Annotated in this window: 14 protein-coding genes; 6 read left to right on the top strand and 8 right to left on the bottom strand. The window is 35.4% G+C overall.

What is annotated here, in order from left to right; translation table 11 throughout:
* Window positions 1-21: 21 nt before the first annotated feature.
* Window positions 22-681 (top strand): peptidoglycan-binding protein LysM, encoded by a 660-nt coding sequence (locus RNZ47_RS08645; protein ID WP_311938871.1) that lies wholly within the window; start codon window positions 22-24, stop codon window positions 679-681.
* A 36-nt stretch (window positions 682-717) separates the two neighbouring features.
* Here RNZ47_RS08645 and RNZ47_RS08640 read toward each other — a convergent pair whose 3' ends face one another.
* Genes RNZ47_RS08640 through dnaA form a run of 4 tightly spaced genes read right to left on the bottom strand, consistent with a single transcriptional unit; the run spans window position 718 to window position 4,817 of the window.
* The gene (locus RNZ47_RS08640) at window positions 718-1,434 is read right to left on the bottom strand and encodes an SAM-dependent methyltransferase (RefSeq protein ID WP_311938869.1); all 717 of its coding nucleotides are present in this window, start codon (window positions 1,432-1,434) and stop codon (window positions 718-720) included.
* On the bottom strand, window positions 1,435-2,847 hold the full coding sequence (locus RNZ47_RS08635) for a PQQ-dependent sugar dehydrogenase (RefSeq protein WP_311938867.1): 1,413 nt from the start codon (window positions 2,845-2,847) through the stop codon (window positions 1,435-1,437). It lies immediately after the preceding gene.
* A gap of 53 nt (window positions 2,848-2,900) precedes the next feature.
* Window positions 2,901-3,356, bottom strand: coding sequence for a low molecular weight protein-tyrosine-phosphatase (locus tag RNZ47_RS08630; protein WP_311938865.1), 456 nt, complete (start codon window positions 3,354-3,356; stop codon window positions 2,901-2,903).
* 33 nt (window positions 3,357-3,389) lie between these two features.
* Window positions 3,390-4,817: a chromosomal replication initiator protein DnaA gene (gene dnaA / locus RNZ47_RS08625; protein WP_311938863.1), complete on the bottom strand. Its 1,428-nt coding sequence runs from the start codon at window positions 4,815-4,817 to the stop codon at window positions 3,390-3,392.
* Between the two features lie 189 nt (window positions 4,818-5,006).
* Between dnaA and RNZ47_RS08620 the strand changes: the two genes are divergently transcribed.
* Window positions 5,007-5,402 (top strand): acyl-CoA thioesterase, encoded by a 396-nt coding sequence (locus RNZ47_RS08620; protein WP_311938861.1) that lies wholly within the window; start codon window positions 5,007-5,009, stop codon window positions 5,400-5,402.
* A 5-nt stretch (window positions 5,403-5,407) separates the two neighbouring features.
* On the opposite strand, the gene RNZ47_RS08615 is transcribed toward RNZ47_RS08620, so the two are convergent.
* The 4 genes from RNZ47_RS08615 to RNZ47_RS08600 are packed head-to-tail and all read right to left on the bottom strand — an operon-like array spanning window position 5,408 to window position 8,114.
* Window positions 5,408-6,016 (bottom strand): IMPACT family protein, encoded by a 609-nt coding sequence (locus tag RNZ47_RS08615; protein WP_311938860.1) that lies wholly within the window; start codon window positions 6,014-6,016, stop codon window positions 5,408-5,410.
* Entirely contained in the window at window positions 6,009-6,623 is a 615-nt protein-coding gene (locus tag RNZ47_RS08610) for an HAD family hydrolase (RefSeq protein ID WP_311938858.1), read from the bottom strand. Before RNZ47_RS08610 ends, RNZ47_RS08615 begins: the two co-directional genes overlap by 8 nt.
* Window positions 6,616-7,620, bottom strand: a complete 1,005-nt coding sequence (gene ribD / locus RNZ47_RS08605) for a bifunctional diaminohydroxyphosphoribosylaminopyrimidine deaminase/5-amino-6-(5-phosphoribosylamino)uracil reductase RibD (protein ID WP_311938856.1) — start codon at window positions 7,618-7,620, stop codon at window positions 6,616-6,618. The genes RNZ47_RS08610 and ribD overlap by 8 nt, the downstream gene beginning before the upstream one ends.
* A gap of 2 nt (window positions 7,621-7,622) precedes the next feature.
* Complete coding sequence (locus RNZ47_RS08600; protein WP_311938854.1) at window positions 7,623-8,114, bottom strand: LEA type 2 family protein; 492 nt, start codon at window positions 8,112-8,114, stop codon at window positions 7,623-7,625.
* Window positions 8,115-8,130: 16 nt separating this feature from the next.
* Between RNZ47_RS08600 and RNZ47_RS08595 the strand changes: the two genes are divergently transcribed.
* The 4 genes from RNZ47_RS08595 to RNZ47_RS08580 all read left to right on the top strand — a co-directional run bounded on the left by RNZ47_RS08595 (window position 8,131) and on the right by RNZ47_RS08580 (window position 12,386).
* Window positions 8,131-8,622 (top strand): GNAT family N-acetyltransferase, encoded by a 492-nt coding sequence (locus RNZ47_RS08595; RefSeq protein WP_311938852.1) that lies wholly within the window; start codon window positions 8,131-8,133, stop codon window positions 8,620-8,622.
* Window positions 8,619-9,533, top strand: coding sequence for a peptide chain release factor N(5)-glutamine methyltransferase (gene prmC, locus RNZ47_RS08590; RefSeq protein ID WP_311938851.1), 915 nt, complete (start codon window positions 8,619-8,621; stop codon window positions 9,531-9,533). Before RNZ47_RS08595 ends, prmC begins: the two co-directional genes overlap by 4 nt.
* A gap of 58 nt (window positions 9,534-9,591) precedes the next feature.
* A complete protein-coding gene (gene ligA / locus RNZ47_RS08585; protein WP_311938849.1) occupies window positions 9,592-11,586 on the top strand; it encodes an NAD-dependent DNA ligase LigA in 1,995 nt (664 codons plus the stop codon).
* Window positions 11,587-11,705: 119 nt separating this feature from the next.
* The gene (locus tag RNZ47_RS08580) at window positions 11,706-12,386 is read left to right on the top strand and encodes a hypothetical protein (protein ID WP_311938848.1); all 681 of its coding nucleotides are present in this window, start codon (window positions 11,706-11,708) and stop codon (window positions 12,384-12,386) included.
* The last annotated feature ends 281 nt before the right edge of the window (window positions 12,387-12,667 follow it).

Below are 12,667 nucleotides of genomic sequence, written 5' to 3'. Positions count from 1 at the left end.
CACTGAAGAAATTTAAAATTTATGAGAAAAAGTATTGCAAGTTACTTAACCCTCGCACTTACAATATGTATTCTATTGTATAGCTCGTTTTCATCTGATGAAACGATAGATTTAAGTAAGTACTCAACTGAAGGTTTGGTTTTAGACTACACCGTAGGTTCAGATGCTAATATTAATGATGATGATTTAGCGTTAAACGATGCCAATGAATCATTCGCTCCGTACTTAGGGAAATCATTTGTAGGTTTTAAGGAAGCTTTGGCTTTTAAGGAATCTGGAGGCGATTACTTTTCGGTAAACACTTTTGGATACTTGGGCAAATATCAATTTGGCGCTTCTACGTTAAAATTGATTGGTATTGACAATCCAGCAAAATTTTTAAAAAACCCGGCACTTCAAGAAAAGGCATTTATAGCAAATGCAGCGCGTAACAAATGGATTTTACGACGTGACATTAAAAACTTCGTTGGAAAACGAATTAATGGTGTGGTTGTAACAGAATCCGGTATTTTAGCCGCAGCACATTTAGCTGGTCCCGGTAGCGTTAAAAAATATTTAAGAAGCTACGGTTTAGATAATTTTACAGATGGATATGGTACAACGGTTCAGTATTACATGAAACGTTTTTCGGGTTACGACACCTCTTTTGTAAAGCCCGATAGAAAGGCTAAAGCCATATAATAGAAACAAAATTTAATGCGTTTTAGTTAGGGAAAACTAACTTTTATGAATAATAAATATGGTAGGTCTTTTATGAAAGTCTACCATATTTTTTTTCCAGGCATTTGCGTGTTGTGTTTTAATAAACTCGGTAGGCAGCGTAATATCGCAAGCCACACATATATCGGTATTGTTGTCTAATATTTGGCTCAAATCCTCAATCATTTTATTGTTTCGGTAAGGTGTTTCAATAAAAATCTGCGATTGGTTTTGCTCAAACGATAAGCGCTCCAAGCGTTTTATTTCCTTTTTTCTTTCAGCTTTATCAATGGGCAAATAGCCATTAAAGGCAAAGCTTTGTCCGTTCATTCCAGAGCTCATCATCGCCATTAAAATGGAAGACGGCCCAACTAAAGGGATAACTTTTATGTTTTTTTGATGCGCAAGTTTTACAACATCTGCTCCAGGATCTGCTACACCCGGGCAACCCGCTTCAGATAATAACCCAACATTGGTGCCTTTTAAACAAGGTTCTAAAAACTCGGGCAATTCGAGAGCATCGGTAAATTTGTTTAAATGAAACATATGTAATGCCGATTGCGATTTTCCCGAACTTATTTTTTTTATGAATCGTCTAGCGGTTTTTTCGTTTTCAACAATATAAGTGTTTACGTCTTCAATAACTTTTTTTACCGATATGGGTAAAACCTCAAGAGGAGCCGTATCGCCTAATGTGGTTGGGATAAGGTATAAATGACCAAGTTGATTTTCCATTTAATTGATTATAAGCTTTTTTACAATTTTTGATGCCTTGTTAGTACAAATCTCTACAAAATATAAACCACTACGGTAATTTTTAGTAGAAATATTCAGGATTTGTTTGTTTGATTTTGAAAAGGTTTTAATTTTTTGACCGTGAATATTATAAATAGAAATGGATTCTACCGAATTGAATTTTGAGGATAAATCGATGGAAATACTACTATTTGCTGGATTGGGATACAATTTGATTTGAATCGAGCCAGGTACATCTGTACTTAAATTTGGGTCGATTATTTTATAAACATTAGAGCCACCAGCGATATAGAGTTCGCCGTTATAATCTTCTCCAAAACATGTCCAACCCCGAGTAATATTTGGTGTTTGCATAGCCATGGACCAACTGGAACCGGTATCGGTTAAGATACCGATTTGTTGTTTGCAATAATCGGCAAAAAAATACTTGCCCATAAAACTAGGAAACATGGTGCCTCTGTACACGTAGCCACCAGTTACCGAACCAGAACATCCGCTTCCCACATGGGCGTATTCAGCAACAGGAGCAATGGTCTCGTTAAAGTTTGCGGGACAGTTGCCGCTATCATTATAAACGTGGTTATTGCCCTCATAACACCTCCAGCCGTAATTATCACCTGGGGTGCCAGAGCCCGTTACTTTGTTTATTTCTTCAAAAGCATTTTGCCCAACATCGGCAATCCATAAATCGCCATTCGATGTATCAAATGAAAATTTCCAAGGATTTCTTAAGCCCACAGCATAAATTTCCGGACGCGGATCATCGGCTCCGTTCGCAGAACCCGAAAACGGATTTGTACCGGGAATGCTGTACGTACTTCCGCTGACATCTATTCGCAAAAGCTTGCCTAAAAGCGAACTGGTGTTTTGCGCTCTATCTCCTGGGTCGCCACCACTTCCTCCGTCACCAGTTGCGATATATAAAAAGCCATCTTGCCCAAAAGCTAGTTTCCCGCCGTTATGATTTTCAAAAGGTTGGTTTATTGTAAGCAATCTGGTTTCAAATGTGTTGGCCACATCTGGGTTTGTACTTACCGTATATCTCGCAATAATGGTGTTGGGTTTTGTTGTGCTTGTATTATCGGTGTAATTCACATAAAATCTACCAGACGTTGTGTAATCCGGGGCAAAAGCTAAACCTAATAATCCGCGTTCTCCACCAGAGCCAACTAAGCTTGAAATATTTAAAAATGGTGTGGGGTTAACTGTGCCGTTGGCATTTAGAATTTTTATCACGCCTGCTTTTTCTACAATAAAAAGTCTGCTATCGCCTGCATTTACAATTTCAACGGGATTTGAAAAATAAGGCCCAAAGCTTTGCAGTTCCACAGTTTGCGAAAACCCGAAAAATATAAAACAGCAAAAAATTATGACTGGAAGTTGTGGTTTCATGATGCATCTTTTCTCGTAAAGTTAATAAATAAGATGCTCTTTTATGCTAATTACTAGTGGTTTAACTTGTTTACAATGTTGTCGCAGGCCTCGTCGAGCATTTTAAAAACATTCTCGAAACCTTCATCACCACCGTAATAGGGATCCGGAACATTATAGTTTTGGTTGGGATAAACTTCATTTAAAATAAACTTTACCTTGGCCATGTCTTCATCATTTCTAGCTAAAGCAATAACGTTTTTAAAGTTCGATTCGTCCATCACATAAATAATATCAAAGGCATCATAATCCGAAACACTAAATTGCCTGCCTTTTAAATGGGAGATGTTTAATCCATATTTTTTTGCTACGTTAATGGAGCGCGGGTCAGGAGCTTTGCCAATATGATAATTTGCTGTTCCGGCAGAATCTACCAAATATGTATGGTTAGGAAGTTTAGAGCGCATAATACCTTCGGCCAAAGGCGAACGACAAATATTACCCAAACAAACCATAAGAATTTTAGTCATAATAGTATTCCGCGAAAGCGATAGTTTTAGGTGTTAAACCGATAATTTTTTTGTGATATCTTCAACATATTTTCTGAATTGCTTATCGGTTGAAGATAGGTTGTCCACCGTTTTGCAGGCGTGCAGCACAGTAGCATGGTCGCGTTTACCAATTTGAGAGCCAATACTTGCTAACGATGCTTTTGTTAGTTTTTTAGCAAAAAACATAGCCAGTTGTCTTGCCTGTACAATATGGCGTTTTCTGGTTTTAGATTGCAGTGTATCGACATCCATTTGAAAATAATCGGATACAATTTTTTGAATATAATCGATGGAAACCTCGCGCTTTGTATTCTTAACAAATTTCTCAACGATTTGTTTTGCGAGCTCAATGGTAATTTCTTTTTTATTGAATGAGGATTGTGCAATTAACGAAATAATGGCACCTTCTAATTCCCTAACGTTGGTTTTAATGTTTTTGGCAACATACTCAATAATATCATCTGGCATTTCAACGCCATCGCGATAGAGTTTGTTTTTTAATATGGAAACGCGGGTTTCAAAATCGGGATTTTGCAATTCCGCCGAAAGGCCCCATTTAAAACGAGACAGTAAACGCTGCTCGATATCTTGCATATCAACAGGCGCTTTATCACTTGTTAATATAACTTGTTTTCCGTTTTGATGTAAATGGTTGAATATGTGGAAAAACACATCCTGAGTTCCGGATTTCCCGGAAAGGAATTGCACGTCGTCAATTATCAACACATCGATAATTTGATAAAAATGAATAAAATCATTTCTATTGTTCTTTTTTACCGAGTCTATATATTGTTGCGTAAATTTTTCAGCAGAAATATATAAAACCGTTTTTTCGGGATATTTGTCTTTAATATCAACACCAATGGCATGCGCTAAATGCGTTTTGCCTAAACCAACACCACCAAAAATAAGCAGCGGGTTAAATGATGTGCCACCTGGTTTGGCTGCCACAGCTAATCCTGCGCTTCGTGCCAAACGGTTTGAGTCGCCCTCTAAAAAGTTTTCGAAGCTATAATTAGGATTGAGCTGAGACTCGATCTTTACATTTCTAATGCCTGGAATGACAAACGGATTGCGCAATTCAGGGTTTTTATTGTTTAAAGGAATATCAACATCCTGCGCTTTTACGGCACTTCGGTTCGCACTTGGAATTTTTTCGGTAAACGGTTGTTTGTTGCCATACGTGTTTTCCATTTTAATAATGTAAACCAGTTTGGCTTTTTCACCCAACTCTTTAGTTAAAGATACTTTAAGGATTTTTACATAGTGCTCTTCAAGCCATTCGTAGAAGAATTTACTTGGTACCTGAATGCTTAAAGCGTTGTCTGTAAGTTTAACTGCTTTTATTGGCTCGAACCAAGTTTTATATGCTTGCGGCTGAATATTATCCTTTATAAATTCAAGACAATTATTCCATACCGATTGCGCAGTTTTACTCATTTTTAGGCGTTGTAGTTTGTTTGTTAGTTTAAATTTGAGAGAAATTTTTCGAATTCCTTACCCTCATTCTGTTTGGCAAATATGTGAACAAAATTCTTAAAAAAAAAATCATTTGCTATTGAATTTTTAGAATTTTTTCCTCATGTTTAAGCTCTAGCCGAAACTACAAAAAATTATTTAATTCTGCTTATGAAAATCGATGAAATACAAATTAGAGTGAGATATGGTGAAACAGACCAAATGGGAATCGTATATTACGGTAATTACGCATTATATCTTGAAGAAGGACGAACGGAGTGGTTGCGTAAGTATGGGTTAACATATAAATCTATGGAAGAAAAAGGTATCATGCTTCCTGTGGTTTCAATGTGTATAAACTATAAGAAATCAGCAGGTTATGATGAGCTGATTAATGTAAAAACTCAACTAAAAAAAACACCTTCTGTTAAAATTGAATTTGAGTATGAAATTACGAATGAAAAAGGCGAAATTTTAACAACTGCTGAAACCACATTGGTGTTTGTTGATGCCAAAACCAATAAACCCGTTAAAGCGCCTCAATATCTTTTGGATGCTTTAGAATAGGAAATTTATATTTCTTTAATAACTATTTCAAAAAGGTTGTTGAAAATTTCAAAAACCTGTAAAGCATCTTTTTTTCTGACCGATATTGTTATTTGGCAATCCAGTTCTAATTTTTGATTGGTAATGTTCAGGTTTTTTTCTTTGATAATACGCATTACCGTGTTCATATTTTTGTAATCGAACGTAATAAGATAATCTACATTTATGGTTTTTTTTAAAATCTTAGAAGCTTCCAGAGTTAATTGTGCTGTGGTTTTGTAGGCGTTTATTAATCCTCCAACACCTAATTTAACACCGCCAAAATAACGCACAACAACAATTAGAATGTTGGTCACATCAAAGGATTGTATTTGCCCGTAAATGGGCATACCTGCCGAATTATTGGGTTCGCCATCGTCGTTTGCCCGATAGCTTATATTTTCCGTTCCTATTTGGTAGGCATAGCACCAATGTCTTGCAGCGTGATGCTCTTTTTTTAAATTGTTTATATGGAGCTTTACCTCGTCTTCAGAAGTTATGGGGTAGGCGTAACCAAAAAACTTACTGTTTTTATCTTTAAATAAAACAGCTTCAGTTGATTTTTTAATTGTTTTATATGTGTCTTTTTCAGTCAAATAAATGGGTTTTACTATTGAAAAGATTTGCAACATCTTCGGTGTCTGGGTTAATGTGCCATGTTTTAAAGCCTAAAGCTTCGGCGGTTTTTATGTTATCTTCATTATCGTCGATAAACAAACATGTGTTGGCTTTTATTTTATTTTCGTTTAAAACGAATTCAAAAATATCATTATTTGGTTTTCTTAATTGAATCTCGTGCGATAAATAAAAAGCATCAAAGCTGTTTTTAAAACTTTCGTAAAACGGAATGTTTTCTATAATCCAATCAATATGAAGTGCATTCGTGTTGCTTAATAAGATGAGTTTGTATTTTGAAGTTGCTTTTAGTTCCTTTAAAAATGCCAATCGGTGTTCTGGGAAATCTTTCAACATAAAATTCCAAACCTCAATGAGTTCTTCTTTTGAAAGCTCCGGGAAATTTTCAGCATAAAACCCTAAAAACTCATCGGTAGACATTAATCCCTGCTCGTATAAGCTGTTTATGGCTATCATTTCATCAGAAAGCGTTTCAATTTTAAAAGTGTTTAGCGCATGTTGTAAGGCACCGTTTATATCTAAATTGATAAATACGTTGCCAAAATCGAATATTATGGTTTTAATCATTTATATAAATTTTAAGATTATCGGTCGTTATTTTTTCTTCCGAAATTACTTTGCCGTTAAATTGTGGTGCCTTAACACCTTCGGTAAACAGAGCACTTCCGGTAAACACCCGTGCTTCATCCCAAAGATTTTCGTTTATAAAGGTTTGTAGTGTTTTTGCACCGCCTTCAATAATAATGGAGTTTATGTTTTTTTTATAAAGTAAAGTGCAAATCTGTTTTGCTATATTTTTTGTAAAGTCAATGGTGCTTTTGTCAATAACAATGGTTTCAGCGTCATCGTTAAACACAGCACATTCGTTTGATAGCTTGTTGTCTCTATCAATCACGACCCTAATTGGGTTTTGTCCTTTCCAATCTCTAGTTGTTAAACTCGGGTTATCTTGAATTACGGTATTGGTTCCCACTAAAATAGCTTGTTCTTCGGCGCGCCATTTGTGTACCAATTGTCTTGAAATCGCATTGGTAATCCAAACGGGTTTTTGTTCGTTTTTTGTTTTTGGCGCTATAAAACCATCAGCGGTTTCGGCCCATTTTAAAATAATATACGGTCGTTTTTTGTTGTGAAACGTAAAAAATCGTTTATGGTGATTTTTACATTCGTTTTCTAAAATACCAACCGTAACGTTGCAGCCAGCGTTTTTAAGTTTTTCGATGCCCTTTCCCGCCACCTTTTCATTGTCATCAACGCAACCAATAACCACATTTGGTATTTGGTGCTTAATAATTAAATCGCTGCAGGGTGGTGTTTTTCCAAAATGCGAACAGGGTTCTAAAGTTACATACAGCGTAGCTTTTTTTAATAATGATTTGTCGGCAACCGCATTAATGGCATTTACCTCGGCATGATTGCCGCCGTATTTACTGGTATAACCTTCGCCAATAATGCTATTATTATAAACAATAACAGCGCCAACCATAGGATTTGGTCTGGTAAATCCTAAGCCGTTTACAGCAATTTGTAAACAGCGTTTTATGTATGTTTCGTGGTTTGCCAATATTATAACTTAATCTTTACATGCTCGGTTTTGTCAATATTGTAAGTATACGAAAATCCGAAAACCTTATATATTATATCGCCTTTATATTGCACTTTTAGTTGTTTGCTAAACAAACTGCCAAGTAATCCGCCAAGGTTTTTATTGCTAAAAATACTATCGGTAGGCACATTGGCCTTTAAAGGAATGGCGAATTCTTTTTTGGCCGGGACATTAAAACTTTCGGTAGAAACGGTGGCCATTTCATTATCGTTAACAAACACCTTTATTTCATCGGTTTTTAAAGCACCACCAATATCATTCGGATTTAAAAATAGGGCATCAGCAGTAATGGTAATATATTTTGAAGTCGATTCAACAACTTTTATGTTTTCAACATTTAAAAACACAGGTTTTTCCTTTACAGAGCAACCCGATAAAACAATCCACATTGTTGATAAAATAATCAACATCTTTATTTGCGGGTTTTTATATTTAAGTATCTTCACTTGCATAAAAAGTCTGTTTTAAATGAGTAAAGATACTATAGTTATTCGAGAAATTAGGCCCGAAGATAACGCGCAAATTGAAGCCGTTATTAGAGCGTGTTTTCACGAGTTTAAAATCCCGTTGGAAGGTACGGCATATGCGGATGATGAAACCCCAAGAATGTACGAATCGTATCAAAACGCCAACGATGTTTACTATGTTATTGATGATAACGGTGTTGTTTTGGGCGGTGGTGGCATTAAGCCTTTAAAGGATTTTGAAGCGGAGGTTTGCGAAATTCAAAAAATGTATTTTTCACCAAAAATAAGAGGGAAGGGTTATGGTAAATTAATGTTTGAAAAATGTATGGAAGCTGCAAAAAAAATGGGTTACAAACGGTGTTATTTAGAATCGGCACCACAGCTTAAAGCGGCCATTCATATTTATGAAAGCAGTGGTTTTAAACATTTAAAAGGCGCGTTGGGAAATACAGGACACTATTCTTGTGGTGTTTGGATGATAAAGGAATTATGACAGTAAAGGACATTCAAAATAAATTTCACGAAGCGTTGGATACTATTTACAATAAAGAAGAAGTAGATAGTTTCTTTTTTATGCTGATAGATTCCTATTATAAAATTTCTAGAATACAATTGGCCATGGCACCCGATTTTAAAATAGAAAACAAAGATGAAATTTTGAATGCTTTGGAAGCTTTAAAACAAGAAAAGCCCATTCAATATATTTTAGGCGAAACCGAGTTTTTTGGCTTGCCCTTTAAAGTAAATAAAAATGTTTTGATACCACGACCGGAAACCGAAGAATTGGTGGAATGGGTGATTTCAGAATTCAAAAATAATATCCAAAATTATCACACTGAGGGTGGCAAAAGTAAAGCATTCAGAATTTTAGATATAGGCACGGGAAGTGGTTGCATTGCTATTTCTTTGGCTAAAAACTTGTCAAACGCCAAAGTTTATGCTTTGGATGTAAGTGAAAAAGCTTTAAAAATTGCCAAGCAAAATGCCGAATTAAACCAAGTGGAAATTGAATTTATTGAAGCTGATATTTTAAGGGCGGAAGACCAGAGGGCCAAAACCGAAGCTGTTTGGGATTTAGGGTTTGAAAATATAAAATTTGATATCATCGTTTCCAATCCGCCGTATGTGCGCGAGCAGGAAAAAATGCAAATAAAAAACAATGTTTTAAATAACGAGCCACATTTGGCGCTGTTTGTAAAAGATGAAAACCCGTTATTGTTTTACGACGCCATTTCGCGTTTTGCAACCCATAAATTAAGCGATAACGGTATGCTCTTTTTTGAAATTAATGAATATCTTGGCAACGATATGATTCGGTTGTTAAATGACAAACGATTTAAAAATATCGAACTAAAACAGGATATCTTTAGAAAAGATAGAATGATAAAAGGGAGCAAAATATAGTTGGCAGTATGCAGTCACGGTATGCAGTCAAAAAACCATAAATTGTGGCAAACAAAAAATGAACATAAAACAACACATACAAAACCTGCGCAACGAATTACGGGAACACAATTACAATTATTATGTGCTTGACAATCCCACCATTTCAGATTACGATTTTGATATAAAACTAAAGGAGCTCCAAGAGCTGGAAGCAAAACATCCCGAGTTTTTTGATGCCAACTCACCAACACAACGCGTTGGGGGCGAAGTAACCAAAAATTTTGAAACCATTGCACACGAGCACCGTATGTATTCGTTGGATAATTCGTATTCAAAAGAAGACCTGCAAGATTGGGAAACCCGCATTAAAAAGTTGGTCGATGGGGCTATTCAATACACTTGCGAACTTAAATACGATGGCGCTTCTATAAGTTTAACTTACGAAAACGGACTATTGGCCAAAGCAGTAACCCGTGGCGACGGATTTCAAGGTGATAACGTAACGGCAAACGTAAAGACCATAAAATCGGTGCCATTACAATTAAAGGGAGATTATCCGCCAAAATTTGATATTCGTGGTGAAATCGTTTTGCCCTTTGACGGGTTTCATAAAATGAACGAGGAACGTATCGAGTTGGGCGAAGAACCTTACCGAAACCCAAGAAATACGGCGTCTGGAAGTTTAAAACTACAGGATAGCGCAGAAGTTGCAAAACGGCCGCTGGAATGTTTACTGTACAATATTACGGGCTCCAATTTAGGCATTAAAACGCAATTTGAAAGTTTGGAAAAAGCCAGACAATGGGGGTTTAAGGTTCCAGATGCTGCAAAACTTGCTCATTCAATCGATGAAGTTTTGGAGTTTATAAATTATTGGAATGTACATCGACACGATTTGCCGTACGAAACCGATGGTGTGGTTGTTAAAGTGAATAGTTTGCAACAGCAAGAAGAATTGGGTTATACCGCAAAAGCACCACGTTGGGCTATGGCGTATAAATTTAAAGCAGAACAGGTTTCGACGCGGTTAAACGAGATTACGTATCAAGTTGGTCGTACGGGAGCCATCACCCCTGTGGCCAATTTAGAACCCGTTGAGTTGGCCGGTACAACCGTAAAGCGGGCATCGTTACACAATGCCGATCAAATAGAAAAATTGGATATTAGGGTAGGGGACATGGTTTTTGTTGAAAAAGGCGGGGAAATTATCCCAAAAATAATTGCTGTGGATTTAACAAATCGGAAACCGCATTCTGTCCCAACCCAATACATTACCCATTGCCCTGAATGTAACACCGAATTGATACGACAAGAAGGTGAAGCCCAGCATTATTGCCCCAATTACAATGGTTGTAAACCTCAAATAATTGGTCGCATACAACATTTTATATCCAGAAAAGCCATGGATATTGAAGGATTGGGAGGCGAAACCGTAGCGCTGTTGGTTAACGAAGGTTTGATTGATAATTATTCTGATTTATACGAGTTAACAAAAGCACAGGTAATGCCTTTAGAGCGCATGGCAGAAAAAAGTGCCGAAAACTTGGTTTCGGGTATTGAAGCGTCAAAACAAATTCCTTTTGAGCGTGTTTTGTTTGCCTTGGGCATTAGGTTTGTTGGAGAAACGGTTGCAAAAAAGTTAGCTAAACATTACAAAAGTATTGATGCTATTGCTAATGCTTCAGAAGAAGATTTGGTAAATGTTGATGAAATTGGCATTAAAATAGCTCAAAGCGTAACAGCTTTTTTTCAAGATGAAAAGAATGTTATTATTCTAAATAGGCTAAAACAGTTTGGAGTTCAGTTGGAAATGTCTGCCGATCAACTTAAAGGGCAAACCGATATTTTACAAGGGCAATCCATTGTGGTAACAGGTGTTTTTGAATCTATATCCAGAAACGATTTAAAAAAACTTATCGAAGACAACGGTGGCAAGGTGAGTAGCTCCATTTCATCAAAAACGAGTTATATAGTTGCGGGTGCCAATATGGGGCCAAGTAAAAAACTAAAGGCCGAACAACTAAATATAGATATTATAAACGAATACGAATTCTTACAAAAAATAAAATAAATTTCAATTTTCATCGATAAAATACATTTTAATTCCGTTTAATTGTAGAATTTGTTTATATTTGTAACATGACTATAAAAGCTGTTAAGTTCAAGTCGAACATCTTGATAGGTTTAATTATGCTAGCTTATATCCTCTTTGTTGTTTTTCAATTTAGTGGTAACGAGGTTGTGGCAGAAAGCTTTAGTTCCATTGTATTCCCTTTAATAGCAGTGCTTTATTTTGTTTCGGTATATCCAAAAACACTGTTTTTTAGTTTGTTTTTAGTGTTTTATTCCCTGTCGGAATTAATTGTTTTCATCATTGATTATATACCTTATTTCTATTTTTATTTATCTGGAAATATTTTAAGCATGTTATCGTATGCTTTTCTTTTAATTGAAGTCTGTAAATCGGTTTGTACTTTACATGTTTTAAAGAATTTCAAAATACATATCGTGGTGCTTACAATTTTAAACATATATATAGCCTATGTTTTGCAGGAAACTATAAGTCCTTATATAGAGTTTACAACTCAATATTTGATAGAAATAAGTTATGATGTGGTAATGCTTTTGCTGCTGTCGGTAGCATTATTAAATTATATTTATAAAGATGATAAAAAATCATTATTCTTCTTTTTTGGAGCTTTATGTATTGTTTTTAGCGAAGTAATCAATGTGGCTTATATGTACGTAATACATCAAAATATATTTAATTTTTTATCGGTGTCCTTGTTTGTTTTGGCTTTTTATTTTCTATATCAGCAATCAAATTTAAAGCATGTAAAGGTTAATAAAATTAAAGACCCAATAACGTAACCAGCTGTTTATTATAAAATCATCAACAATTTATTTTAATTAACTTAAAAAGGTTAACAATGTCTAGGCTTAGTTGTATATTTTGTTAAATTTGTGTGTTAATTTTTACAGCCATGATTATTTCTAAGGTTTTAATAGGATTTATAAGTTTGGTTTATATCTTATTTGTGGGATTTGAATTCTTTGAATACTCATCCGTTGCCACTCAAATTAGTGTGCTTATTATTCCGCTTATTACGCTGCTTTATTTTATTTCAGTTAAGAAGAAAACTCTTTTTTTC

Origin of the sequence: Hwangdonia seohaensis (assembly GCF_031932625.1) — a bacterium.
In the GTDB taxonomy this organism is placed as follows: domain Bacteria; phylum Bacteroidota; class Bacteroidia; order Flavobacteriales; family Flavobacteriaceae; genus Hwangdonia; species Hwangdonia seohaensis.
The sequence above is the reverse complement of the archived record's forward strand: the minus strand, read 5'-3'. Positions and strand labels throughout refer to the sequence as shown.

Excerpts from the sequence above, each read along its gene's own strand:
- RNZ47_RS08610 (WP_311938858.1), bottom strand. The coding sequence starts at position 6,623 with ATGATTAAAACCATAATATTCGATTTTGGCAACGTATTTATCAATTTA.
- RNZ47_RS08620 (WP_311938861.1), top strand. The coding sequence starts at position 5,007 with ATGAAAATCGATGAAATACAAATTAGAGTGAGATATGGTGAAACAGAC.
- RNZ47_RS08580 (WP_311938848.1), top strand. The coding sequence starts at position 11,706 with ATGCTAGCTTATATCCTCTTTGTTGTTTTTCAATTTAGTGGTAACGAG.
- RNZ47_RS08640 (WP_311938869.1), bottom strand. The coding sequence starts at position 1,434 with ATGGAAAATCAACTTGGTCATTTATACCTTATCCCAACCACATTAGGC.
- ligA (WP_311938849.1), top strand. The coding sequence starts at position 9,592 with ATGAACATAAAACAACACATACAAAACCTGCGCAACGAATTACGGGAA.
- RNZ47_RS08595 (WP_311938852.1), top strand. The coding sequence starts at position 8,131 with ATGAGTAAAGATACTATAGTTATTCGAGAAATTAGGCCCGAAGATAAC.
- RNZ47_RS08645 (WP_311938871.1), top strand. The coding sequence starts at position 22 with ATGAGAAAAAGTATTGCAAGTTACTTAACCCTCGCACTTACAATATGT.
- RNZ47_RS08630 (WP_311938865.1), bottom strand. The coding sequence starts at position 3,356 with ATGACTAAAATTCTTATGGTTTGTTTGGGTAATATTTGTCGTTCGCCT.
- dnaA (WP_311938863.1), bottom strand. The coding sequence starts at position 4,817 with ATGAGTAAAACTGCGCAATCGGTATGGAATAATTGTCTTGAATTTATA.
- RNZ47_RS08600 (WP_311938854.1), bottom strand. The coding sequence starts at position 8,114 with ATGCAAGTGAAGATACTTAAATATAAAAACCCGCAAATAAAGATGTTG.
- RNZ47_RS08635 (WP_311938867.1), bottom strand. The coding sequence starts at position 2,847 with ATGAAACCACAACTTCCAGTCATAATTTTTTGCTGTTTTATATTTTTC.
- prmC (WP_311938851.1), top strand. The coding sequence starts at position 8,619 with ATGACAGTAAAGGACATTCAAAATAAATTTCACGAAGCGTTGGATACT.